General features: G+C 55.7%; 25 protein-coding genes and 1 tRNA gene. 6 read left to right on the top strand and 20 right to left on the bottom strand.

The window, feature by feature from the left end; genetic code table 11:
* Positions 1 to 287 precede the first annotated feature (287 nt).
* From fusA to ABDK75_RS05610, 3 genes are all read right to left on the bottom strand, one after another.
* Complete coding sequence (gene fusA, locus ABDK75_RS05620) at positions 288 to 2390, bottom strand: elongation factor G (RefSeq protein WP_099212218.1); 2103 nt, start codon at positions 2388 to 2390, stop codon at positions 288 to 290.
* A 166-nt stretch (positions 2391 to 2556) separates the two neighbouring features.
* On the bottom strand, positions 2557 to 2859 hold the full coding sequence (rpmB, locus tag ABDK75_RS05615; protein WP_007282133.1) for a 50S ribosomal protein L28: 303 nt from the start codon (positions 2857 to 2859) through the stop codon (positions 2557 to 2559).
* 96 nt (positions 2860 to 2955) lie between these two features.
* Positions 2956 to 4758, bottom strand: coding sequence for an ABC transporter ATP-binding protein/permease (locus ABDK75_RS05610; protein ID WP_099212216.1), 1803 nt, complete (start codon positions 4756 to 4758; stop codon positions 2956 to 2958).
* 268 nt (positions 4759 to 5026) lie between these two features.
* Here ABDK75_RS05610 and ABDK75_RS05605 point away from each other — a divergent pair, with 268 nt between their 5' ends.
* The 3 genes from ABDK75_RS05605 (at position 5027) to ABDK75_RS05595 (ending at position 7289) form a co-directional block, all read left to right on the top strand.
* Positions 5027 to 5665 carry an NUDIX domain-containing protein gene (locus ABDK75_RS05605; protein WP_339407529.1) on the top strand — a complete coding sequence of 213 codons (639 nt, stop codon included), beginning with the start codon at positions 5027 to 5029 and terminating at the stop codon, positions 5663 to 5665.
* Entirely contained in the window at positions 5662 to 6093 is a 432-nt protein-coding gene (locus ABDK75_RS05600; protein WP_346005185.1) for a DUF3574 domain-containing protein, read from the top strand. Before ABDK75_RS05605 ends, ABDK75_RS05600 begins: the two co-directional genes overlap by 4 nt.
* Positions 6094 to 6182: 89 nt before the next feature.
* A complete protein-coding gene (locus ABDK75_RS05595; RefSeq protein WP_099212210.1) occupies positions 6183 to 7289 on the top strand; it encodes an AI-2E family transporter in 1107 nt (368 codons plus the stop codon).
* A gap of 48 nt (positions 7290 to 7337) precedes the next feature.
* On the opposite strand, the gene ABDK75_RS05590 is transcribed toward ABDK75_RS05595, so the two are convergent.
* The 7 genes from ABDK75_RS05590 to ABDK75_RS05560 form a co-directional block, all read right to left on the bottom strand.
* A tRNA-Pro gene (locus ABDK75_RS05590) sits at positions 7338 to 7414 on the bottom strand.
* Positions 7415 to 7475: 61 nt separating this feature from the next.
* Complete coding sequence (locus ABDK75_RS05585) at positions 7476 to 8369, bottom strand: MerR family transcriptional regulator (protein ID WP_346005184.1); 894 nt, start codon at positions 8367 to 8369, stop codon at positions 7476 to 7478.
* Positions 8338 to 8661, bottom strand: coding sequence for an integration host factor subunit alpha (locus ABDK75_RS05580; RefSeq protein WP_064273136.1), 324 nt, complete (start codon positions 8659 to 8661; stop codon positions 8338 to 8340). The genes ABDK75_RS05585 and ABDK75_RS05580 overlap by 32 nt, the downstream gene beginning before the upstream one ends.
* Positions 8662 to 8733: 72 nt before the next feature.
* Positions 8734 to 9702 (bottom strand): beta-ketoacyl-ACP synthase III, encoded by a 969-nt coding sequence (locus ABDK75_RS05575; protein WP_346005183.1) that lies wholly within the window; start codon positions 9700 to 9702, stop codon positions 8734 to 8736.
* A gap of 8 nt (positions 9703 to 9710) precedes the next feature.
* Positions 9711 to 10820 (bottom strand): phosphate acyltransferase PlsX, encoded by a 1110-nt coding sequence (plsX, locus tag ABDK75_RS05570; protein WP_211496947.1) that lies wholly within the window; start codon positions 10818 to 10820, stop codon positions 9711 to 9713.
* 63 nt (positions 10821 to 10883) lie between these two features.
* The gene (gene rpmF, locus ABDK75_RS05565) at positions 10884 to 11087 is read right to left on the bottom strand and encodes a 50S ribosomal protein L32 (protein ID WP_046901404.1); all 204 of its coding nucleotides are present in this window, start codon (positions 11085 to 11087) and stop codon (positions 10884 to 10886) included.
* 154 nt (positions 11088 to 11241) lie between these two features.
* Positions 11242 to 11823, bottom strand: coding sequence for a DUF177 domain-containing protein (locus tag ABDK75_RS05560; RefSeq protein WP_046901403.1), 582 nt, complete (start codon positions 11821 to 11823; stop codon positions 11242 to 11244).
* Between the two features lie 108 nt (positions 11824 to 11931).
* Between ABDK75_RS05560 and ABDK75_RS05555 the strand changes: the two genes are divergently transcribed.
* On the top strand, positions 11932 to 12504 hold the full coding sequence (locus ABDK75_RS05555; RefSeq protein ID WP_086634131.1) for an outer membrane protein assembly factor BamE: 573 nt from the start codon (positions 11932 to 11934) through the stop codon (positions 12502 to 12504).
* 8 nt (positions 12505 to 12512) lie between these two features.
* On the opposite strand, the gene ABDK75_RS05550 is transcribed toward ABDK75_RS05555, so the two are convergent.
* The 4 genes from ABDK75_RS05550 to def are packed head-to-tail and all read right to left on the bottom strand — an operon-like array spanning position 12513 to position 15550.
* On the bottom strand, positions 12513 to 13880 hold the full coding sequence (locus ABDK75_RS05550; RefSeq protein ID WP_346005182.1) for an ATP-binding protein: 1368 nt from the start codon (positions 13878 to 13880) through the stop codon (positions 12513 to 12515).
* Positions 13858 to 14556 carry a response regulator gene (locus ABDK75_RS05545; protein ID WP_046901400.1) on the bottom strand — a complete coding sequence of 233 codons (699 nt, stop codon included), beginning with the start codon at positions 14554 to 14556 and terminating at the stop codon, positions 13858 to 13860. Before ABDK75_RS05545 ends, ABDK75_RS05550 begins: the two co-directional genes overlap by 23 nt.
* Entirely contained in the window at positions 14553 to 15035 is a 483-nt protein-coding gene (locus ABDK75_RS05540) for a MarR family winged helix-turn-helix transcriptional regulator (protein WP_244591164.1), read from the bottom strand. Before ABDK75_RS05540 ends, ABDK75_RS05545 begins: the two co-directional genes overlap by 4 nt.
* A 2-nt stretch (positions 15036 to 15037) precedes the next feature.
* Positions 15038 to 15550, bottom strand: a complete 513-nt coding sequence (def, locus tag ABDK75_RS05535) for a peptide deformylase (protein WP_339407519.1) — start codon at positions 15548 to 15550, stop codon at positions 15038 to 15040.
* Positions 15551 to 15739: 189 nt separating this feature from the next.
* On the opposite strand from def, the gene rpsU reads away from it, so the two are divergent.
* Positions 15740 to 15943 carry a 30S ribosomal protein S21 gene (rpsU, locus tag ABDK75_RS05530; protein ID WP_007283570.1) on the top strand — a complete coding sequence of 68 codons (204 nt, stop codon included), beginning with the start codon at positions 15740 to 15742 and terminating at the stop codon, positions 15941 to 15943.
* A gap of 127 nt (positions 15944 to 16070) precedes the next feature.
* Here rpsU and ABDK75_RS05525 read toward each other — a convergent pair whose 3' ends face one another.
* The 6 genes from ABDK75_RS05525 to ABDK75_RS05500 all read right to left on the bottom strand — a co-directional run bounded on the left by ABDK75_RS05525 (position 16071) and on the right by ABDK75_RS05500 (position 23122).
* Positions 16071 to 18188: a prolyl oligopeptidase family serine peptidase gene (locus ABDK75_RS05525; RefSeq protein WP_346005181.1), complete on the bottom strand. Its 2118-nt coding sequence runs from the start codon at positions 18186 to 18188 to the stop codon at positions 16071 to 16073.
* A gap of 68 nt (positions 18189 to 18256) precedes the next feature.
* Positions 18257 to 19123: a flagellar motor stator protein MotA gene (motA, locus tag ABDK75_RS05520; protein WP_346005180.1), complete on the bottom strand. Its 867-nt coding sequence runs from the start codon at positions 19121 to 19123 to the stop codon at positions 18257 to 18259.
* Positions 19124 to 19149: 26 nt separating this feature from the next.
* A complete protein-coding gene (locus tag ABDK75_RS05515; RefSeq protein WP_346005179.1) occupies positions 19150 to 20070 on the bottom strand; it encodes a flagellar motor protein MotB in 921 nt (306 codons plus the stop codon).
* A gap of 49 nt (positions 20071 to 20119) precedes the next feature.
* The gene (locus ABDK75_RS05510; RefSeq protein WP_346005178.1) at positions 20120 to 21517 is read right to left on the bottom strand and encodes a glycosyltransferase family 39 protein; all 1398 of its coding nucleotides are present in this window, start codon (positions 21515 to 21517) and stop codon (positions 20120 to 20122) included.
* A gap of 1 nt (position 21518) precedes the next feature.
* Positions 21519 to 22640 (bottom strand): glycosyltransferase family 2 protein, encoded by a 1122-nt coding sequence (locus ABDK75_RS05505; RefSeq protein ID WP_252347491.1) that lies wholly within the window; start codon positions 22638 to 22640, stop codon positions 21519 to 21521.
* A complete protein-coding gene (locus ABDK75_RS05500; RefSeq protein ID WP_046902047.1) occupies positions 22640 to 23122 on the bottom strand; it encodes an Lrp/AsnC family transcriptional regulator in 483 nt (160 codons plus the stop codon). Before ABDK75_RS05500 ends, ABDK75_RS05505 begins: the two co-directional genes overlap by 1 nt.
* 98 nt (positions 23123 to 23220) lie before the next feature.
* Here ABDK75_RS05500 and trxB point away from each other — a divergent pair, with 98 nt between their 5' ends.
* A complete protein-coding gene (gene trxB / locus ABDK75_RS05495) occupies positions 23221 to 24195 on the top strand; it encodes a thioredoxin-disulfide reductase (RefSeq protein WP_346005177.1) in 975 nt (324 codons plus the stop codon).
* Positions 24196 to 24260 lie beyond the last annotated feature (65 nt).

The following is a 24260-nucleotide window of genomic DNA, read 5'->3' as shown; positions in this document are numbered from 1 at the left end:
CAAGCGAACATTTGGTCTAGACGCCAACGTTGGGACAGCCTGCAACAGACGAAGAGCAACACCATCGAAAGCCTGTAAAAGCCGGCGCTCCTGAGTGCTAACACTCTCAGAAGAAAACCTAACAAGCCGAGGAACCCTCTGCTTGCGGAATATTATTCGTAGAAAGAGCTGCGATAACAGACGCTTGCGTTTCAGGCAGCGGTATCGGGTGTCTTTATAAAATATAGCAACAAAAAACCCCGCCAGATTGCTCTGGCGGGGTCAGATGTCTCACCGAGGTGAAAAAATCAGGCGGACTTCGCCATGATTTCTTCAGCAACGTTACGAGGAACAGCCTCGTAGTGGTGGAACTGCATGGTGAAGGATGCACGACCCTTCGTTGCAGAACGCAGATGGGAAATGTAGCCGAACATTTCCTTCAGCGGCACCTGGGAACGGATCATCACGGTCGAACCAGACGTTTCCTGGCTCTGGATGATGCCGCGGCGACGGTTAAGATCGCCAACAACGTCACCCACGTGATCGTTCGGGGTTGTAACTTCAACGTCCATGATCGGCTCAAGAATCACCGGACCGGCGTTCTTCATACCTTCCCGGAAAGCAGCCTTGGCGGCGATTTCGAAGGCCAGAGCCGACGAGTCAACGTCATGGTACTTACCGTCGAGCAGCGTGAACTGGAAGTCCACCGTCGGGAAGCCAGCGAGAACACCCGTGGTGCTCTGCATGCGGATGCCCTTTTCGACAGCCGGAATGTATTCCTTCGGAACCGTACCACCGACAACCTTGTTGGTGAACACGATCTCGTCCGGCTTGTCAGACGGAGCGAACTCAATCTTGACTTCAGCGTACTGACCCGAACCACCCGACTGCTTCTTGTGGGTGTATGTCTCAATGTGGGACTTCGTGATCGTCTCACGATAGGCCACCTGAGGCGCGCCAATGTTGGCATCAACACCGTATTCACGACGCAGACGGTCAACAATGATGTCCAGGTGAAGCTCGCCCATGCCGGACAGGATGGTCTGACCCGTTTCCTGATCGGTCTTGAGGTGCAGGGACGGATCTTCAGCAGTCAGCTTCTGCAGAGCCAGCGTCATCTTCTCGACGCCGTCCTTGGTCTTCGGCTCGACAGAGATGTCGATAACCGGAACCGGGAACTGCATACGCTCCAGAACCACCGGATCAGCGGCATCAGCCAGCGTGTCACCCGTGACCGTGTCCTTCAGACCAACGAACGCAGCAATGTCACCCGCACCAACGGACTTCACTTCCTGACGCTTGTCAGCATGCATCTGGAACATGCGGCCAACGCGTTCCTTGTGACCCTTCGTCGTGTTCAGGATCGTGTCGCCAGCGTTCAGAACGCCGCGATAGACGCGAACGAAGGTCAGCGTGCCGTACTTGTCGGAAATGATCTTGAACGCAAGGCCAGCGAACTTGCCATCCGGATCGACAGGAACGATCGGCAGGAAGTCTTCGTCAACCTCTTCGCCTTCCGGCGGAGCAATGCGGATGCCTTCAACTTCGTCCGGAGCCGGAAGATAGTCGATGACCGCATCGAGCAGAGGCTGAACGCCCTTGTTCTTGAACGCCGTACCGCACATGACGGGACGGAACTCACCGGAGATTGCACCCTTCTTGATGCACTTCTTCAGTGTTGCAACGTCAACGTCGCCCTTTTCGAAGTACTCTTCCATTGCGTCGTTATCGACGGCAAGAGCGGTGTCGAGCAGGGTCTGGCGAGCTTCCTCAGCCTTTTCCTTCAGGTCAGCCGGGATCTCTTCGTAATGGAACTTGGCGCCGAGTTCGCCGCCTTCCCACACGATGGCGCGCATCTCGACCAGATCGACAACACCAACGAAGTTTTCTTCAGCACCGATGGGCAGCTGCAGCGGAACTGCAACGATGTCCAGCTTCTCTTTCAGCGTGCTGAAAGCGTAATAGAAGTCTGCACCCGTACGATCGAGCTTGTTGATGAAGATGACGCGCGGGACGTTGTAGCGGTCAGCAAGACGCCAGTTGGTCTCGGACTGCGGCTGCACGCCAGCCACACCTTCAATCACGAAGATGGCGCCATCGAGCACGCGGAGCGAACGGTTCACTTCGATGTTGAAGTCGATGTGGCCCGGGGTGTCGATGATGTTGATGCGGTGGTCGTTCCACTCACACGTCACGGCAGCGGACGTGATGGTGATGCCGCGCTCACGCTCCTGCGCCATGTAATCGGTGGTGGTGTTACCGTCGTGCACTTCACCGATCTTATGGGAGACACCCGTGTAATACAGGATGCGCTCGGTCGTGGTGGTCTTACCAGCATCGATATGAGCGGTAATACCGATATTGCGGATCTTCGAGAGAGCCGATTTGGCTTCCTGAACGCTTTCGGACACGGAGAACCTCCAAAAAACAATAAAAGGTGTTTCAGTCTGGACTGAAACACCTCCGCTGCGGCTCGTTAAAGCCGAACCTGATTTGTCCCAGTGGCGGCTGAATGACCCAGACCGCCATGGTTTTCAAGAGTAATCTTTATGAACCAGCCGAAGCCGGAAAGATTTCTCAGGCTGTCTGTGCAGCCTTACGCTCCTGAACACGCAGGATACGACGCTTGATGACCTGAGCTTCTTCAGGAAGCTTGCGGTTTGGCGTTCCCAGCAGGAACGAATCCAGCCCACCATTGTGCTCGATCGTACGGATACCGTTGGTTGACAGGCGCATGCGCACTGAAGAACCAAGAATATCGGAGATCATCGTGGTCTCCTGCAGATTCGGGAGAAAACGACGGCGGGACTTGTTATTGGCGTGGCTGACGTTATTGCCCGTCAGCACGCCCTTGCCCGTGACCTGGCAACGGCGAGACATGGTAGCACTTTCCTCGATGCTGGATGACGCAGGACAGCGGAGGCCCGGCGCGTTCCGTAAATCAGGCGCGGCTTATCGCGAACGAGAGGGCTTTCGTCAAGCCCTCATGACCGCTTCTCCCGCCTGAACCGACCACATTCTTGCATAATAGCCGTCTTTTTGCAGCAATTCCGTGTGCGTTCCACGTTCGACCACCCTTCCCGCATCCAGCACAACGATCTGATCAGCGTCCTGAATGGTAGATAGACGGTGCGCAACGATCACCGTTGTTCGGGACAGAGAAAGCGCGCGCAATTCCTGCTGTATCGCAGCTTCCGTCCACGTATCGAGGGCACTTGTTGCTTCATCCAGAAGGAGAATTCTGGGATCTTTGAGCAGGACGCGCGCGATTGCGACCCGCTGTTTTTCGCCCCCTGAGAGCTTCAACCCGCGCTCTCCTACGACAGTGTCATATTTTTCTGGCAGCTCGTTAATGAAGTCATGAATTTGCGCACGGGCGGCCGCAAGTTCGACAGCCGCTTCCGGAGCAGAAGGATCTCCATAGGCAATATTTTCGCCAATTCCTGCATTGAACAGAACCGTGTCCTGGGGGACGGTTCCAATCACTCGTTGCAGATCTTCCAGCGCCACATCCCGCAGGTTTTTCCCGTCAATAAAGATAGAGCCCGATGTCGGATCATAAGCGCGGGTCAACAGACGCCCGATAGTTGATTTTCCGGAGCCCGTATGCCCGACGATTGCCAGAGATGTTCCCGCCGGAATATCCAGATTGATATCATGCAGGATTTCGCGGGACGGGTCGTAACTGAAGGAAACATGCTCGAACTTGATCGCAGCAGGCCCACCTGTCGCGAGCTTGACGGGTAAGGGTGCTGGATTTTTCGCCTCAACAATTTCTGAGTGCGTACCAAGGAGTTCAAGGTAGTTTTCAAGATCTACCCGGGCATTTCTCCAGCCCGCACTGACGTAATTCAGCGCTCCTACAGAACTATACAGCCCTCGAAGGTAGCTACCGATCAGAACGAACTGCGCGACACCAATTCTGTGCTGCACGATGTCATGAGCAGCCAGCAACAATATGACCGCGGTTGCCCCCGCAATCAGCAGGCTTCGCGCCATCTGGGAAAGGCCGACCAATCGTTTCAAACGAATTTCAGCGTTCTTTAGAGCGACGCGCGACCGGTCGTAGCGGAGAATTTCCTGATGGCTGTTGGCAAAACTGCGGACTGTCTCGAAGTTCAGCATACTGTCAACGAGTTGGTATTGTGCCTGACTGTTGGCTGTATTCCGCGCACGCCGAGCTGTCATTCGCATACGTGTAAAAACATACGATACAGCTGCATAAACGCCGATCCCGCCGACAGCCACCACGACATACCGCCAGTCAAAGATCCGAAACACGACGAAAAGCGTCATCAACAGTTCGATGGTGTTCGGCAGAACGTTGAAGAGGACAAGACTGAGCAGTGTGCCAATCGCATCCGAGCCACGATCCAGTGTCCTCGTGAGAGCTCCCGTCTGCCGATCAAGGTGAAACCGGACGCTCATGGCGTGAAGATGCTCCAATCCCACCAGCGCAACACGCCTCTGCAGGTCAGCTTCAATAGGAGCAATCAGCATTTCACGGAGCGGTGTCGATAGCCCGGCAACAACACGGATGATCGCGTACTGGCCAATCAGCCAGAACGGGACAGCCAGCAGCGCCTGATGCTCTGACAACGCCGACACCATCCGACTGAATAGCCAGGGGGTCGCAACTGTCGTCCCGCTTTCTACGAGAAGCAGAACCATCGCCACCCCGACCCAGAACGCCGTACGGCCTGGGTTTTCAGGGCGGATTTTTTTCCAGAGTTCTTTGAGAGACAGGCTTTCCGATTTCGAATCGTGTTTCTTTGACATGCCAGACTATGAGAAAGAGAGGCTCCGCTTTGCAATCGCTCGCGCGCATGCGAAACTTTCGATTGTGCTAGAAAAGTCTCCATTCCCGAATCTTGATCCGTTCCTCCGACATATAGAGGCCTGCAATAGCGCACGCCTTCCCGGCGGACGGCTCCCGTTTTTTTGTGCTCACGAGCAGATTGGATGGATTTCCCCGGAAACGTCCCTCCAACTTGAATCTTTGGGATTAAAAACACAGGAAAAATTTGGCGTTGCGTCAGGAGAGGACTTGTTTCCCCTCTCCCAAACTCTTGCCAGACAGGGCGTATATGCTTCGCATGATGAGCCCTTCGACGTTCGCAACGCGCAAGGCCATGTCATTGGGCGTGTTGACCGGGGCGCCATTCCTGTTCTGGGAGTAGCGGCAGAAGGTATCCATATGAATGGCCTCGTGGAGCATTCCACAGGCACAATGCTATGGATCGCCCGTCGGAGTATGTCCAAACGTCTTGATCCTGGAAAACTGGATCATTTGGTTGCTGGCGGCATGAGTGCCGGGCTTGACCCAGAGATGACCGTTATCAAGGAAGCTCAGGAAGAGGCTGGCATCCCGGAAGAGCTATCCCGCCGCGCAGTGCCCGTTAGCCGACTGCACTATGCCATGGACCGCCCTGAAGGGCTTAGGAGAGATGTTCTTCACTGCTACGACCTGATCCTGCCAGAAGACTTTGTCCCGGTAGCAGAAGATGGTGAAGTTGAGAGCTTTCATCTGATACCGCTAGCGGATGCATTCTCTCTCGTCCGAGATACTTATGACTTCAAGTTCAACGTCAATCTCGTTCTGATCGATCTGTTTATCCGGCGGGGTCTGTTCACTCCCAGCGAATGTACCATCCTTAAAAATGCACTGGCACAAACACACTCATGAAAAACCTAGGTCTCACTGCCCTGTTCCTTTCGCTGCCCCTTTTGGGAGGCTGCGTCGTCCCGGTGAGTGTCACGCCCGACCTCTGCCGCGAAATGCGTGCTCAGGATACATTGCAGATCAGAATGATGTTCGGGCAGACGCGTCCCGGCGGAATGCCCATAACGGATGATGAGTGGCAGACATTTGTTACATCCGAAATTACTCCCTATTTCCCGAGCGGCCTGACAGTTTTCAAGGCTGATGGGCAATGGATGAATACTGTGACCCATGTGGTAGGCAGGGAGCCGTCCAGAATTCTCTGGGTTGTGACACCTCCCGACAAGAACCTTCAGCACAATCTCCGTGCAATTCAGGCTGCTTACCGGCAACAGTTCTCCCAACAGGCTGTGGGCCTCACCATCCAGTCCGGATGCTCGCTGTTCAACTGAGAACCTACGGGCATGGTGCAAACACTTCGCCAGTGCGCGAACGGATAGCGCATCAGCCATAATTTCCGGCCACTATTTTCAGGACCCCCATGACCGATCAATTTCCTCCTCGTTCCCCTGAAGTCATTCCGGTGGAAGCCTCGGATTCCACCGGAACCATACAGCGGCGGGCGCGTGGGTTTCTGGCGCTCTTTTTCGTGGCTATCGGTCTCTACACACTGAAAAATTTTCTTCCGGCTTTGTTATGGGGATGCGTGTTCGCCATTTCCCTTTGGCCGCTTTACCAGCGCGCTGAGCGTCGGTTTGGCCGCAATGACTGGCTGCCGATGAGCTTCACCCTAGTTGTGGCTCTGATTTTCCTGGTCCCGGTTTCTCTCGTTGGCGTCAAACTTGCCGACGAAATCAGGAGCGCGCTGGAATGGATTGAAGACGTGCGGAATAACGGCATTCCAATGCCTGAATGGGTCCCGCGCCTTCCATTCGTGTCCACGCAGGCAACCACGTGGTGGCAAAACCACATGACCAGCCCACAACGGCTGTCCCATCTGCTCCACTCAGTCGATGTCGCTCATGGCATGCAGATGACAAAGCAGGTTGGGTCGCAGGTCGCACGCCGCGGCACACTTTTTGCGTTCTCCCTACTGACGCTCTTCTTCCTGCTGAAGGATGGAGATTACGTGATTCGTAAGGGGCTTGTGGGCTCACACCGGCTGTTTGGTGAACAAGGCGAAAGCCTTGCCAAACAGATGATCTCATCCGTTCACGGAACACTCGCGGGGCTGGTGCTGGTTGGCCTGGGAGAAGGGGCAATCATGGGAGCCGCCTATATGCTGACAGGCGCTCCTCAACCCTTGCTGTTTGCCATGCTCACGGCTGTGGCTGCCATGATACCGTTCCTCGCCTGGCCAACAGTCGGACTGGTCGCTCTCTTGCTGTTGGCTAAAAGCAGCATGATCGGCGCAATTGTCGTAATGGCTCTGGGCTCAGTTGTTATTTTTGTAGCTGACCATTTTGTCCGCCCGGTTCTAATTGGCGGCAGCACCAAAATGCCATTTCTTTGGGTCCTGCTAGGCATTCTGGGCGGAGCAGAAACGTGGGGCCTTCTTGGCCTGTTCCTTGGACCAGCAATTATGGCCGCACTCCATCTGCTGTGGACGCTTTGGACAGAAGAGCGCACAGACAAGAAAAAGGCCTGAAAAGGCCTTTTATAATAACATCATTTTTTAAGGTAATTACCGCAGGACTGGTCGGGCAGGCGGGATTCGAACCCACGACCCCCAGTCCCCCAGACTGGTGCGCTACCAGGCTGCGCTACTGCCCGTTCGTCCTGCGGTGGCGGTGGTTTAGCAGTGCAAACTCATCACCGCAATGGGGCATCTGCCCTATACCGGAAGAAGACTTCTCAAAATTTGAAGTTCTTCCAGAATTTCCTTCATTTCAGAACGCAAAAATTCGTTTTCTGCATCCAAATGCCTGACGGAGGCAGCAAGGTGCTGATTCGCATCCTGAAGAACCAGAACTTCCTCTGTGTCATAAATTGAGAAAGGCGCTTCGGCTTCGGCTTCGGCTTCGGCTTCGGCTTCGGCTTCGGCTTCGGCTTCGGCTTCGGCTTCGGCTTCGGCTTCGGCTAATGTCCTTCCCGTCAGACACTCGTCAAGCACCTGATCCGCTTTTTCTTCAGGTTCAAGCTTTTCGCGATACTCTGAAAGCGATACGTCTTCTTCGTCGTGAAGCTCTGATGTCTCACTAACGGCGACACTTTCTTCTCTCAGTTCAGGAGCACCAGAGATCTCTGGCACCTCCGGAGCTTCGGGAAAGATAATATCATCCGCAGCATTTACTAAAACTGGATCCGCAACTGGAGCGGGCGCGGCGTGAACACTCGCAACATTCTCCTCTGCCTTAGGAGAAGCAATGCGATTTTCTAGAGATTTCCGAGCTTTTTCTTCTCTTAAAACTCGCAGAACGCCCTGGCCCTTATAGCCCTGTACGTAGAGAAGATCGGAAATAAGACGTAGTGTCTCGACGTGTTCAGGGCTGTAATAACGGCGCCCACTCTCCCCACGAAATGGCTTCACACCCGGATAGAGAGTTTCCCACGAACGCAGTCGATGCTGCGGAATATGAAGCTCCTCCGCAACCTCGCTGATGGTTCTGTAAGCGTCTGGGCCTTTTTTGATTTTCCCAGCACCAGAATCAGCCAGATTATCGTCGGAGAGATCAGCGCTATTGTTCGAAGCGATATCAATCATCTGCGTCGTCCACATCGTCAGCATGGCTTTCCACGCCATTCATCTGGTCCCGCAGAAGCTGCGAAGACCGAAACACCAAGACAGCGCGAGGCAAGATTGGAACCTCGACCCCGGTCTTGGGATTTCGCCCGATGCGTTCTCCCTTCTGGCGAACAGAGAAGGTCCCGAAGCCGCTCAGCTTCACGGACTCACCTGCTTCAAGTGTGGAGGAAATTTTCTCCAACACACTTTCCAGAATCATGGAGGAATCGTGCCGGGACAGCCCAACACGGCTATAGATGTGCTCGACAAGATTCGCGCGCGTGACTGTACTCATGACACATGCGTATCATGACGTTCAGAACAGTCAAAGGAATCAATCGTTAACCTTGAAAGACGATGCGCCGTCTCACATGCGGACGAGCGCAGAACCCCAGGTCAAACCGCCACCCAGCGCTTCCATCAGAACAAGATCGCCCTTCTGGATACGACCGTCTCTGACGGCTTCATTCAGAGCCAACGGGATGGAAGCCGCAGACGTGTTAGCGTGACGGTCCACCGTCACCACGACACGATCAGCGGGAAGAGCCAGCTTTTTGGCCATACCGTCAATAATACGGAGATTGGCCTGATGCGGTACGAGCCACTGAATATCCTGACCCGTCAGGTTGTTGGCTTCCAGTGCTTCATCAACAGCCTGGGACAGCTTAACAACCGCATGACGAAAAACTTCTCGCCCAAGCATTTTGAGATGTTGAGTTGTGCCTGCGCAGCCTACTGCCCCGTCAACGTACAGAATGTCCCCAGATCGACCGTCAGAATGAAGATGGGTCGAGAGAACACCCTCACCTTCCTCAGCTCCGGCTTCCAAAAGTACAGCACCAGCGCCGTCTCCGAACAGAACGCAGGTTGTGCGATCATTCCAATCCAGCAGTCGGGAAAAGACCTCGCTCCCAATCACGAGAACCTTCGTGGCCAACCCGGATTGAATGAACGAATTTGCTGAGGCCAACGCATAGACGAACCCCGAACACGCAGCGCTGATATCGAAGCCGAACCCTTTGGTGATCCCGAGCAGGGCCTGCACCTGCGTTGCCACAGCGGGAAAAACCTGATCTGGCGTTGAGGTTGCCACGATGATGGCGTCAACGTCGTCAGCACTTACACCGGCCTGCTCAAGAGCCTGACGCGCCGCGGCAGCGGCCATGGACGCCGTCGTCTCATCCCCTGAAACGATGTGACGCTGCGTGATGCCCGTGCGTGCCCGGATCCACTCGTCGGATGTTTCGATCTTCTGAGCGAGATCGTCATTCGTGACAATCGTGCGTGGCAGATAGCCACCCACGCCTGTCAGGCGGGCACGAAAAGGACCGGACATAAAGTTTCTCAGCTCACAGGTTCTGGGGCGACCGTGCTGGCAGCAGCAGAAGCTACATCAGCTCCAAGCATACCGAGCTGATCCAGGCGGGCACGGATCTTGTCGTTCAGGTTATGGGTTACGGCATCCATTGCGATATCGACGGCTGAGGCAAAAGCTTCGCCATCTGCGCCACCATGAGACTTCACAACAACGCCATTCAACCCAACAAAAACGGCGCCATTATAACGCCGTGGATCAATCCATTCCCGCATTCGCTCCAGCCCGGGGCGAACCAGCAGATAACCGATGCGAGTCAGCAGATTGGTTTCGAAAACGCGCTTCAACAGACCGAAAGCAAGCTTAAGAGCCCCCTCGCCTGTTTTCAGAGCAACATTCCCCGTAAAACCATCTGTTACGACAACATCCGTCGTCCCGGCGGTAATGTCATGACCTTCAACAAAGCCGTGGAACTGTTCCGCCAGCGCGCTATCCCGAAGGCGCTCAGCAGCCTGACGCAGCCTTTCGTCACCCTTGAGGTCTTCAGAGCCGACGTTCAGGAGCCCGATTGTTGGCTTTGGCAAACCCAGCGCGGCCTGAGCAAAAGCCTCGCCCATGACGGCAAATTCTACCAGATTTCGGGCGTCACACGCGATGTTGGCGCCCAGATCCAGCATAACCGTATCACCGCGCGCAGAAGGCTGGACAGCAACCATCGCGGGGCGGGAAATTCCAGGCAGCGCTTTGACGATAATCTTGGCGAGGGCCAGCATCGCTCCGCTGTTTCCAGCAGACACAACACCACAGGCTTCACCAGAAGATACAGCCTCCATAGCCAGACGCATGGAAGAGCCACGAACACGCAGTGCTGCGGTCGGCTTCATTTCCATTGGAATGCTGGCTGGAGTGTGACGAATGTCACAGATGCGGGCAGCTTTAGGATATCGTGCCAGAGCCGGTTTAAGAACCGCCTCATCTCCGATCAGGAGCAGTCTGGCTGTCGGATGACGATCAGCCGCCAGTTCGAGACCGGCAAGGACGATATCCGGTGCCCTGTCTCCCCCCATTGCGTCGACGGCAAGGGCATAAGGCCCTAGGGCCGCGGCGTCACGAACAGGCGTGACAGGCGCTTTAGACATTAAGACAGTTTCCCGGACAGCATCGCAGATGCGGATACTCCATCAGAGCATCCGCAGAAGAGATCAGGCGCGGACGGCCGTCTTCAGGCTCTTGCCTGCTGCAACAACTTCACGACCATCGTAATGACCGCAATGGCTGCAAACGTGGTGCGGGCGCTTCAGTTCGCCGCAGTTCGCGCATTCCGCATGCGCTTCAGCCTGCAGGGCATGGTGGCTGCGACGCATGCCAGCACGGGACGGCGAGGTCTTTCTTTTAGGGACGGCCATGGCTTTTATGCCTCTTTCTGCTTCTGTGTCGGCACCCTTGCTCCGCTCCCAGCGGCATCCGGTGCCCCGTTGTTCGTCGTCTCGTATTTACGCCGAGTTCAGGCGGGCGGCTCTAGCAGAGCAAACGCAAACCCGCAAGCTAAAGCGAGGGATTTTATTCTTTTTTATCCCCGTTCTTCAGACCCACGAGCGCTGCAAATGGGTTTGGGCGACGCTCTGACTCAGGCAGGTCCTCGGACTGATCGTCCCCTTCTTCCCCTTCCGCAGGGGCCACGTCAACAGCATTTTCGAGACCGGCACCGGGAAGACGAGGATATGGGTCCAGCATCAGGGCCAGTTGTTCGGCAGCGGCTTCGCCGATGTCCAGCGCCCTGCCATCATGCGGAACGTCGTCAGGGGCATCCAGATTAATGGAATCGATGTCGAATTCATCTTCGGGCATCTGGGATTCCGGAATGAACCGCAGAACAAAGGTCTCGGCGAGCACATCGTCAAATTTTTCTGCCGTGATGACGCATTCCTGGGTCACCTTCGCGCTCAGACGGCCCTGAGCAAGAATTTCGGTCTTGCTTTCAGGTGTCAGAACGAAGCGACACTCAAGATGATGCACTGCCGGAATGCCAAACCGCCGCGCCAGGGCTTCACGCTCCTGCGGGGTTGCCGTCACGGTTTCTTCTGTTCCTGCCCCTACCCGACTCAGGGGGATACGACGTGAAAATTCGGGAGAATGAGACATTTGAGCACTCCATCCCCGGTTACATAGGGGAAATCGTTGACAGGCAGGTATCGTTTAAGGCACCCGCAGGGTTGAGCGGTTCTCTTGCACAGGATAGTTTCCGGTTCCATGAATAACGCATCTTTTCTGACGACCAAAAGCAGAACACGTCTTGTGCAACGCCTCGGTTTCACCGGTTTGGCCTGTGCTCCGCTCCTTCTGGGAGGATGCTCGGTATTCAGCCCGATTCCCGAGCCGCGCGGTTCGCTCATCGAGAAAACCGACTATGCCCAGCTGGTGCCAGGTACCAGCACCCGGTCTGACGTGCTCGACAGCCTCGGCTCCCCAACCGCACACGCAACCTTTGACGACAACACATGGATCTATGTGTCCATGATCACGTCTCCAACGCCGCTGGGCTTCCCAACGGTGGACAAGCAGCAGGTTGTGGTTCTGAACTTCGACAACTCCGGCGTACTGCGCAAGATGGATACCCTGAACCGCAAGGATTCCATTCGCGTCGGCATGGTGGGCGCCACAACCCCAACGCCAGGCACCAAGACGTCGGTCATTCAGGAGCTGCTGGGTAACGTTGGTCGTTACAACCCAATGAGCAACATGAGCAGCACATTCGGTGGCAGCCAGGGCCCGCTGGGCAATCAGGGCACCGGCAATGGTGGTGCGGGTAATACCCTGCCCTGATCTTCCACTTATTTTGGCAGGCTGAGCAGAACGCCCAGCCCGCCAAGTGGGCTTTCGAGCAGCCTGATGGTGCCCCCATGGGCATGAATGATATCGCGGACAATCGTCAGCCCCAGACCGCTTCCGCCGTTACTCCCTGATCGTGTTGACTGCAAAATTGTCTCCCGCTGATCAGGGGGAATACCGGGACCATTATCTTCCACTGTAATCTCGATCCTTCTCTCTCCTTCCCAGAGAGAGATTCGCATGGCGCCCCCATGCCGTCTGGCATTATCCGCCAAATTGGTGAGCGCACGCTTCAGCGCATCCGGCCGGACTGGTATTTCAACACCCTCCCGTCCCTCGACCCCCAAGACCTGACCGCCAGCACGTCTGGCAGCCACAGCAACCTCATCAATAAGGGATCGCAGATCTGTCAGGACAGGGCGTTCCGATCCTTCTCCACGCGCAAAAGACAGATAGCTGCCAATCAGCCGCTCCATATCTTCGATATCCGTCACCATGTCCTGAATATCGGGCTGGAGATCTTCCGCCTCAATGCGTCCTTTTGTCGGGAGCATGGCCATACTGAGGCGCAGCCGCGTTAAGGGGGTGCGCAGATCATGGGAAACCCCCGCCAAAACCGCGGTCCTTTGCGCGACAAACCGATTAACGCGATCCTGCATGCGGTTGAACGCGATGGCTGCCTGACGCACCTCACGCGCACCCTGTGGGCGGATAGCCCCTTCGTCGCGGCCTAATCCAAAAAGCTCAGCTGCCTGAGCGAGCCTGCGAATGGCGCGCACCTGATTGCGCATGAACAGTGCGGCAATGACAAAAAGAAGCGCAGAACTGCTGAACGCCCAAGCAACGAACATCCAGATCGGGCCAATGCTAAGCCTCTTATGAGGCGTCAGAACATCCAGCACACCATCAGGCAGAGCGATAGAGACTCTGACGGTTTCCGGAACGGCAGACCAGTCCACAAAAAAGGGACGTCCCAGCCCCTGATGCAGAGCACGCTCAAAATCATCGTCGATGGGACCGAGAACATGGTTCGTCCCTTCGCGCCCTAAAGTCGCATTCGGATGAAAAACGAATTCTAGCTGGGTTCGTGCAGACGCATCTCGCAGAAGAGCTTCGCGCCGATCCTGCTCAGGCGTCCGCTCCAGCATCGATATGACGAGCGAGACCTCGCCCGTGATGCCATCAGACAGGCGCCGGGAGACGACATTCAGGTAAGTCCCGTAAAACAAAATCAGGACGATTGCCTGCGTGACAAGCAGCGGCGTCAGGACGATCAGCATGGACCGCCCTAAGAGGGAGCGCGGAAGAACCCGCCTTAGCGGACGATCCAGCCGCCCCCAGTGGTCTTCAGATCCCGGGTTTGAGAACATAACCCTTCCCGCGAACCGTATGGAGGAAACGTGGCTCCTTGGGATCGACCTCAATGCGCCGCCTGAGACGCGTCACCTGCACATCCACAGCACGTTCTCCGATTTCATCCATGTCGAGCGCTTTGGCAATGTCTTCGCGCGACATAACAATCCCTGGGCGACTGGTCAGCACCCCCAGCAGGGCAGCCTCGCCTCCTGTCAGATGGACCGGTCCATCCGGGCCGGTCAGAAGGCCACGGGGCACATCGAACTCCAGCACGCCTAGCCGTAAAAGAGAGGGCACTTCGGAAACTGCGGAAACGGCGGGCACAATTCTTCTTAGATGTGCACGAAGGCGAAGCAGCAGTTCTCTGGGTTCGAAAGGCTTGCCCAGATAATCATCCGCACCGGATTCCAGCCCGTCGATCCGATCCGCAGGTTCGCCACGAGCCGTAAGCAGAAGAATCGGTAACGACAGTCCCTCCGCTCTGAGTGCCCGTGTTAACGAAACCCCGTCTTCTCCTGGCATCGTGACATCCAGCACGATGGCATCTGGCTGGATCAGTTGCAGCACTTCGCGAGCCTGACGGGCATCTTGCGCCGTAGTGACACGATAGCCGTTTTCAGCGAGGTACCGCTGCAGGAGCCTGAGCAGGCGAGAATCATCATCGACAACAAGAATATGCTCGTCACTCATCGAAAACCTCCTCCCGGAGCGATCTGGAGAGGTGAAAGAACGCGCTTGAACCCCTCAACCGCAGTTCCTCCTGCCTCCCTGTAGGCCCGCGTCATGACATCACGGATCAGCTGAAAAAGCTGTCGCTCGATCGCCTCCCCTTCAGGCGTGAGCTTTAGCGGGCGCTTGCGCCGATCATGCCGGTCTTCTTCCTGCACCAGAAAATTTCGCTCACGCAGGTCTCCCAAAGCTCGACCCAGGGACTGCTTTGTGATCCCAAGGCTGGCAAGCAGCGCACTGGGAGTGATCCCGGGATGGGCTGCGACCAGAAAAAGAATTCTATGGTGCGCAGAACCCAAGCCGTTTTCCCGCAGAAGCGTCTCGCATTCTGAGTTAAGACTGCGCCACGCGAGCATGAGTGCTTCGTAGGACTGACGAATCTGCTCTTCACGAAGATAGAGATGTGCGGTCGCAGAAGGTGGTCCGTCCGGAAGGCGCATTGTCACCGAACTATTTCCTCAACGTACCCGAAGCGGCTGAAATCTTCGATGCGTTGCGGGTAGAGAATGCCATCCAGATGATCGTTCTCATGCTGAAGAACATTGGCGTGGAACCCGACCGCCTCGCCTTCAACCTCTTCTCCATTTTCATCGACGCCCCGATAATGGACTTTGGCATGGCGAAGGACATCGCCTCGCAAACCTGGAATCGAGAGGCATCCTTCGCCACAAACCATCATCTCTTCACCAAGAGGTGTAATTTCCGGATTGATCAGAACACGTGGCAACAGAGCCTGTTCAGGATCGGAAACCCGGTTTGCGGGCACGCGATAGACGAAAAGTCGCAATGGGTGATGAACCTGGGGCGCAGCCAGCCCGGCGCCATTTGCATCGACCATCGTGTCCAGCATATCCTTAATCAAATGGCGGATTTCCGGGGATATTGGATCAGAAACAGGTTCTGCAATCTGGTGCAGGACAGGGTGACCCATACGGGCAATCTTGAGCAGGGCCATGAGCTTCCTCTATCAGTTGCAGAACGTTAACGCACAAATCGCCCGCAGATTGCGCATGGATAAAAATCAGCACAAGCACCATCGAATGAATTGCACATCTCCAAAAGAGTGTGTTAAGGGCTCCATCCCAATTGGATTGCCATATCACGGGTGACGCTAAAGGCGGGCCCAGAAGGAGTTGACGGCACCGTGCAGGTACTCGTTCGTGACAACAATGTTGACCAGGCGCTAAAGGCGCTCAAGAAGAAGATGCAGCGCGAAGGCGTGTTTCGTGAGATGAAGCTGCGTCGCCACTTCGAGAAGCCCTCTGAGCGTCGCGCCCGCGAAGCAGCAGAGGCTGTTCGTCGTGCCCGCAAGATGGAGCGCAAGCGTCTGGAGCGTGAAGGCTTCTAAAGTCCTTCCCGTTACTGAACGGACGAGAAAAGCCGCAGCCCTTAGGGGCGCGGCTTTTTTTATTGCCGTACACAGAGATTTCAGAATTCGCCCCCTTACCTGTTCCGGCAAGGAGGCAAGTCTCCTCTCAGCGTGGGTCCATCAGCCTGCGGCTTAGATAGACTGCTTCCAGGGCCCGTTCATGTGCCACCTCGGCAGCATTGACGGTTCCGGCATGACCTCCCTCCATATCTTCGTAATAGAAGAAGGGTACATGGAGCTCCTGAAGGAGCGCTGCGAACAGGCGAGCATGCACAGGACCAACACGATCATCTCGGGTCGAAGTGAAAATGAATGGTGTTGGATAGTGCACGTCCGGCTTCAAAGCCTGAAGCGGCGATGTCTTGTCCCAGAATGCTTTTCCTTCGGGTGTAGACACACTTCCGTATTCAGCCGCCCATGACGCGCCTGCCGCCATGTGCTCGTAATTCAGCATATCGAGCAACGGCACACCAATGATGGTCGCGTTCCACAGTTCCGGATGCTGAGTGAATTCTACCCCCATCAGCAAGCCGCCATTGGATCGTCCACGAATACCCAGACGCTTGGCCGATGTAATGTTTCTCGAAAACAGGTCCCGGGCCACGGATGCAAAGTCATCATAGGCAGACTGGCGCCCAGCGTGACGCGCAGCTTCATGCCAGGCTGGGCCGAACTCTCCGCCACCCCGGATGTTAGCCATCACGTAAACCCCACCACGCTCGAACCACGTGATCCCAAGGTCTGGATGATAGACAGGCAGGTAAGAGAGGCCAAAGCCACCATAAGCAGTCATGAGCGTGGCGTTCGCACCATTCTTCGTCCAGTCTTTCGCATGCACAACAAAGTATGGAACCTGCGTTCCGTCTTTACTGGGCGCAAAAAGCTGCTCAACCGTGAGCGTGGACGAATCAAACAGCTCGGGCTGGCTATAGAGAAGCTGAGTGTTCTGTTTGGCTGTGTTGACGCTCCAGATCTGCGGCGGCTGAATAAAGCCTTCGAGTTGGAGGTATGCTTCTGAGCTGTGGGGATCAGAGGAGACAATACTGGCGGCCATGTTCTTGGGCAGCTCAATGCTCCGTCCAGACCAATGTCCGTTCGAACCCCGGCGATAGAGCATCAGTACCGGCTGAACATTGTCATACATGACAACGATCAGACCATCCTTGGTCGCCGCAATAGCGCCATCCATTCCATCCCCGATGGTCTGCCGCTTGGTCGGGGTGACAATGATCTCGGGGGCCTGAGGATGATCTGGATCTACCGCGACAACGCTGTCTGCAGGGATTGTCCCCTTCGCCGTGGGCCAGTCCTGGAGCAGATGGAAAACCAGTTGGCCATCCTGATAGCTCAGACCGTCATATTTCTCCGGCATGGGAAGCTGGCTCGTTTTAAGCGTTCCCGGATCCAGTCGCTCAACTTCGCTATGGAAAAAATCCTTATGCCGATCGATCAGAACGACCTGATGCCCCTGCCCGTCCCGCAGGACAGTGGGAACGACTTCCATGTCCTGACCGGTTCCACGGAACACTTCCTGAGCCTGAGACAGGCTCTGCCCGCGCTTCAGGGCACGAACAACATACGGATACCCTGACGTTGTCAGACCGGCATCCGTCGTGCCCCAGTCTCGAGAGACCAGAACTGTATCCTTATCGAGCCATGCGACCGCCTGCTTTCCGTTTGGTAGCCGGAAACCGTTCTGCACAAACTGATTGGTGGTCGTGTCGTATTCTCGCAGCTCGTGCGCGTCTTCGCCCGCATTGGACAGGCCCAGAAGGCAGATCCGGTCTGCTGGTTCCAGGCAGTTCAGACCTTCCATCACCCAGTTGGCATGTTCCGACCGAGAAAGCTCATCCAAGTCAAAGCGCGTCTTCCATAACGGATGTCCGCTTTTGAAATCAGCCTCGGACGTACTTCTCCAGACCCCGCGGGCATGGACTTTGTCCTGCCAGAAATTCCAGATCTCTCCCGCCATTTGTGTGGGGACAGCGAGACGATCCGGTGACTGCTGAGCCGAGAGGATCCGATCATAAAGCGGCTTGTATCTGGGGTCAGAATCCAGAGCATTCTGCGTTTTTTTATTTTCAGCCTTCACCCAGTGAAGGGCTGGTCCGCCATCGACCTGCTCAAGCTGAGCCCTTAAGGGAGTGGCCGTAGCAGCCTGTACCGACGCAAAAGGAAAAAGAGGAAGTAAGAGACAGAGAGCCCGCAGTGCGGAGGGACGCATGCCTGATCCTTTCGGCCGTCATTCATAGTGATGACGGCATCGTAAAGATCACCCACGGGAAAACAACCTCACCCCACGGCAACGGCACTGACAGCCTCTTCCACCTCCTGAAAGGTTGGCATGAGGTCACAGGGAATGTTTTTGCGGCCAATTTCTACACTGACCTGAGGCGCATTTCCTTGCAAATGCGCGACAATGACGGAACGAACCAAATCAAGGTAAGACGCCTCTTCTTCCACAACGCCCCCGAGACGACCAGCAATCGGGGCGACAATGCCATATGCCAGCAGAATACCGAGGAACGTTCCGACAAGCGCACCAGCAATCATCTCGCCCAACACGATAGGAGGCTTGCTGATGGATGCCATAGTCTTGATCACACCGAGAACGGCAGCAACAATTCCAAGAGCTGGAAGTGCATCGGAAACGGATTGCAGTGCGTGAGGAAGATGCATCTCCTCCCGCAGGTTCTTTTTAAGCTCCCGTCCCATCACGTCGTCCATCTGGAACGGATCTGTCGCATTCATGCCTGCCATCCGCAGGTAATCGCAGATGAAGGAACAGACCTGTCCGTTATCCCGAATCTTCGGAAACGCCCCGAAGATTGTACTGCCTTGGGGATCTTCAATATGGCTCTCAATAGCCATCATCCCCTTGCTGGCCGCCAGTTTGGTGACGTGGAACAGCAACCCCAGAAGTTCAAGATAATCCTGTCGACCGTACTGAGAGCCTTTCATGGCTTTCTTCAAACCGGCCGGAAGGTGTTTCACAGCGGAAATTGAGTTGGCCATGACAAATGTGCCGATTGCTGCTCCCAGGATCGTCAGGAGTTCAAAGGGCATGGATGCAAGCAATGGACCTATGGCGCCGCCTGATGCCACGAAGGAGCCAAACACGCAGGCCAGAACGACACCAAGGCCGATAAGAATAAACATTCAATATTTCCTGAGTGGCGACTTGATTATGGTTGATCGGGAGACAGAACCAGAACGACGCGTCTGTTCCGTGGACTCAGCGGATTGGCATGATCAAAAAGGTTTCTATCGGCATAGCCGCTAACGGTTTGCAGACGGCGGTCTGGAAAGCCCGCCTGAACAAGAACGTCCCTCGCCGCAACCGCGCGGCTGCTGGATAAGCTCCAGTTGGATGGCAAACCGGCTTTGTAAGGCGCCGCATCCGTGTATCCGGCAATGGAGAGGTGTCCCGGAAGCTTTTCAAGATAGGGAGCGACCAGCCTCAGGAGTTGAAGAGCGCGCGGCATTGGAGTGGCAGAACCCAGCGCGAACATTGGCTGATGTTCAGAATCTGCAATCTCCACATGCAACCCATCATCACCGACCTGGACGGAGACCTGATCTCGGACGTCTGCCAGTTGTGACGGAGCATTCAGGGCTCTACTGATCTGATCGGCAGCATTCTGAAAGGCCTGCTTGTGGGGGAATGCCCCTTGGCCGGATACGGGCTCTCCTGGTTCGATCTGCCCATCGCGCAGAACTACAATCTGTGCGCTGTGCTTTTCCGCATCTTTTTGGGGAAGATGTTTCTGTCCTGATGGACCATCATCTGGATTTGGCCCCGCGGCCTGACCGGGCTTGACCGCCATAGGGCGATCAGAGGACGCGATGGGAGAGAGATCGGGCATGACGCTCAGTTTGGGTGGTGCGTCCTGCTGAACTGCTATCGGATTAAAGAAATTAGCGATGCCCTTACGTTGCTCTTCTGTCGTGGCATTGATGAGCCACATGACCAGAAAGAACGCCATCATGGCCGTCACGAAGTCCGCATAGGCAATCTTCCAGCTCCCGCCGTGATGGCCACCTTCTACAACTTCAAAACGCTTGATGATGATCCTGCGCTCGTCCTTGCCGTTTGCTTTCGACATGCTGCCTCCTGAGAGAGGTCAGTATGGCAATCAAAGGTTAAGGAGAGCTTTAAGCCCGCCCTGGCAACTGCACACCAGACGGCATTTTCACAACGTCAACGCGGTAACACCGCACATTATGGCCATGGCTCTGGCGACACAGCGTGTCCTGATCCAGCGCGGCAGGAATGCGATGAAGCTCTTCAATTTTTAAACCGAGCGGCACCTCAGCAGGCGGAAAAGAAAACAGGCTCCACCTTGGATCTGATCCCAGAACCGGAAGGCTGTTCTGTGTCAAAGCAAGTTGAGATGCGAGACCATACTCTTCAGCCACGAAAGCAGATGCTCCCGTCTCCTGGGCACGAGCGACAAGTTTTCGACTGAAATCGCGCCATCCAGCCGTCTGTCGCTGGATCGGATCTTTAGCGGCGGGAAACGGCAACGGAGAGAAAACGGCTTGCCCATAAACCAGCACGGTCAAGACTATTCCGCTGATGACCGGCCACCGAACACTCCGACCTGCTTCTATCGCAGCCAGAGCCAGGACGGGATAAACAACGGCCGGCCAGTTTGCCTGAACCCGATCGCCCAGAGCATGCGTGACAAACACAGCGAGAGGCAGAAGGCTTAGCCATGCCAAAAGCCTGTTCCGTTTGATGCACGCCCAGCCACCTAGAGCAAAGAGCCCGAAAACAAGGGGTGTCGCCAGACCAATCTGACCTCCGAGAAGCTCCAGCAGAAACTGGGATGCACGAGCCAGATGCCAGTCGCCTGCTCGTCCACCCTGTTTCAGCAGGCTGACCCAATGATGGGATGCATTCCAGAGAAGGACTGGGGTCGTCGTGATGATCAAAAGCGGAATTGCCAGCCATGGACCGGCTTGTTTCCTGAGCCTCGGGGTCGTGAGAACTGCAACCCCAAGGGCAAAACCGATCAGAACAGCAGTATATTTTGAATCGAAGGCGAGACCGAGAAAAACACCCGTTAACAGCCACCAGCCGGTTGTTCTGCCCCCCGACGACGAAACGGCTTTCCCGAGTGCAAAAAGAGACACCGAAACGAAAAATACCAGCGGTGTATCCGGTGTCATGGTCGCTGATCCAAGTCCGAGCATCAGCGTTGCATTCAGGAGAAGAACGGCCTGAAAGCCCGATACCGGCCAAGGGCGCGACGGGAGCAACAGCCTGGCCGCATGGTACAGGGCCCAGCTTCCGGGAAGAACGGAAAGCGGCCCGAGCAGACGCACCCCGAGAGACGTGTCACCAGCCAGCCATGTCCCAATTCTGATCCAGAGGGCTACCATGAAAGGATGGTCGAAATAGCCACCCTGAAGATGGCGGGACCACACCCAATAGTAAGCCTCATCGGGCGTGAGCGGCAGACATGCTGCCAATCCGAGGCGCGTCACAGTCAGGGCAACAAGAAGCGCCCAGAACAGGCTGGCCTGCTTCTTGAAATTATCAGTCACGTCAGCGCCAGATGAGAGTGGAAGACACAGCGTAATTCCAGACGACACCGATCACGGCCCCTGCGGCAGACGCACGGTCCCAGTGCCCATGGCCAACATCGTGCAGCACCATACGGGCCACCCCGATATTAGCGGCCGCCCCGAGAGAACAGACGGCGAAGAAAATGATCAATCCCACCCACATCTTCGCGCCCTTCAGGCGACGGTCATGATAGGTCAGACGGTTGTTGAGCAGAAAATTCGTCAGGATGGCAACGGCCGTTCCAACCAGTTGAGACTGAGAAAAATCCATTCCTCCCAGTCGGGCAATCTGCATCACGGCAACATTCACGACCACGCCAACAAGCCCAACCAGCGCAAACGCCAGAAAACGGGATGGCAGCCAGCCATGCGTGACTTTATCCAGAATCATCATTGCGAACTGGAGAAGAACAACAACATCCAGCTTGCTTTCTCCCGCAAGACGCGGACGGAAAACAAAGGGAACTTCCGTGATCTTCACGGACTTTGGCGCAGACATCGCCAAATCCAGCAGGATCTTGAAGCCGGTTCCAGAAAGTTTTGGAAGAACAGTCTGAAAAAGCTCTCGCCGCATGGCAAAGAACCCGCTCATCGGATCAGTCAGGCGGTGCGGCAAAACCGATTGAGCAGCGCGAATTCCGGTGTCTGACAGGAGATGCCGCCAATAACCTGCCAGCCCGGCGTTGTCTCCGCCTTCTACGTGGCGACTGGCGACAACAATATCGGAGCCGGCATCAAGATCTGCCAGCATTTTGGGCAGAACAGTCTCGTCGTGCTGAAGGTCCCCATCCATGACCGCCACATACGGTGCGCTGGACGACAAAAAACCTTCAATAACAGCGGATGAGAGACCCCGACGTCCTACCCTCTTGATGACCCTTACACGAGGATCATTGTTCGCAACTTTCGAAACGCGCTCGGCAGTTCCGTCCGGGGAGTTGTCATCAACAAAAATGACTTCCCAACGTTCTCCTTCAAGCGCTGCATCCAGAGCCGCGACAAGGGGAACAACATTCTCTGCCTCATTATAGCAGGGAACAATAATGCTGATCCGGGCAGGCAAAAGCATCCCAGCGCTAACCGTTGGGGATGCTTCTGCCATCAGATAGGAACTCCAGCCAGATCACGACTGGTATGAATGGTCTGGAGTGTCTGCACCCGCACGACGTGGACACTGTCTGTCAGACGGCGGGTCAGAATGTTCTGGTGGGCAGCATCACGAGCGACAAGACGAACGAGGAAATCTCCTCCGCCACGGATCATGTGACATTCGCGTGTTTCGGGCCAGGCACCGACCTGCGCCTCAAATGCCTCCAGAACACTTCCCTTCTGGCTATCAAGACCGATGAGGGCATAAAAATTGAGCGACCAGCCAAGCAGGGCTGCGTCAACTTCTGCATGATACCCTTTGATGATGCCAAGTTCTTCCAGACGCCTGACACGCCTCAGACAGGGGGGAGCGGAAATACCGGCACGTTTGGCCAGCTCCACATTGGTCATACGACCGTCTGCCTGAAGCTCGGCGATGATCTGCCGGTCAATGGCATCCAGTTCAACGGGGATGGAAGAGAAAGAAGCGTTCATTTGAATCTGACGTATATGGCAGGTGGCAGCGTCCGCAAAGATGGCACATGCGTCTGAAAGCTCTATATGAGGGGTCAAAACACGGACGAGGATCGATCATGCCTGAAATCCATCATACGGACCTTCTGGTCGTGGGCGCAGGCCCCGCTGGCTACACTGCCGCCATTTATGCCGCACGCGCCAGTCTGAAACCGATTCTCGTGACTGGTCTTCAGCCAGGTGGCCAGTTGACCATCACGACTGACGTTGAAAACTACCCTGGCTTCGCGGCTCCCATTCAGGGCCCGTGGCTGATGGAGCAGATGCGCGAACAGGCTGAACATGTCGGCACACGCCTGATCTATGACCTGATTACCGAGGCAGACCTGAAGAACGGTCCGGCTGCAGATGGATACTTTCATCTGAAAGGCGACTCAGGGGACGAGTTTCTTGCACGTACAGTCGTGATCGCAACGGGCGCCCAGGCCAAATGGCTTGGCCTCGAGTCGGAAAAACGCCTTCAGGCTGGCGGCGTTTCGGCGTGCGCAACCTGTGACGGCTTTTTCTATCGCGGCAAAACGGTTGCGGTCGTGGGTGGTGGCAACACGGCCGTGGAAGAGGCGCTCTATCTGACTCACCACGCTGACAAGGTTCACGTTATTCATCGACGGGACGGTTTCCGGGCAGAACGCATTCTGCAGGAACGTCTTTTTGCGAATCCGAAAATCGAAGTTCACTGGAATCGTGCTGTCGAAGAAGTTCTTGGTGCCGGAACGCCGGAAGTTGTGTGTGGCGTTCGTCTGAAGAACACTCAGACGGGAGAAAGCGAAACTCTGCTCGTTGATGGCGTGTTCGTCGCCATTGGCCATAGCCCGAATACGGGGCCGTTCCGCCATGAAGTGGCTTGTGACGAAGATGGATATATCATCACGGAAGCCGGTGGAACGCGCACTTCGGTAGAGGGTGTTTTTGCCGCAGGCGACATTCAAGATCGGATTTATCGGCAGGCTGTGACGGCTGCGGGCACAGGATGCATGGCCGCTCTGGAAGCCGAACGCTACATTTCTGGCATACCTGCTATGACAAAAACTTGACCCTCGTCGAAGGTTCAGACAGTTTCGTCCCTTCAACGACACACCGCTTAAACAACGCCAGGTGA

It is taken from the genome of Gluconobacter sp. OJA, from assembly GCF_039638325.1.
GTDB classification, from domain to species: domain Bacteria; phylum Pseudomonadota; class Alphaproteobacteria; order Acetobacterales; family Acetobacteraceae; genus Gluconobacter; species Gluconobacter cerinus.
This window is presented reverse-complemented; position numbering and strand designations above follow the sequence as displayed.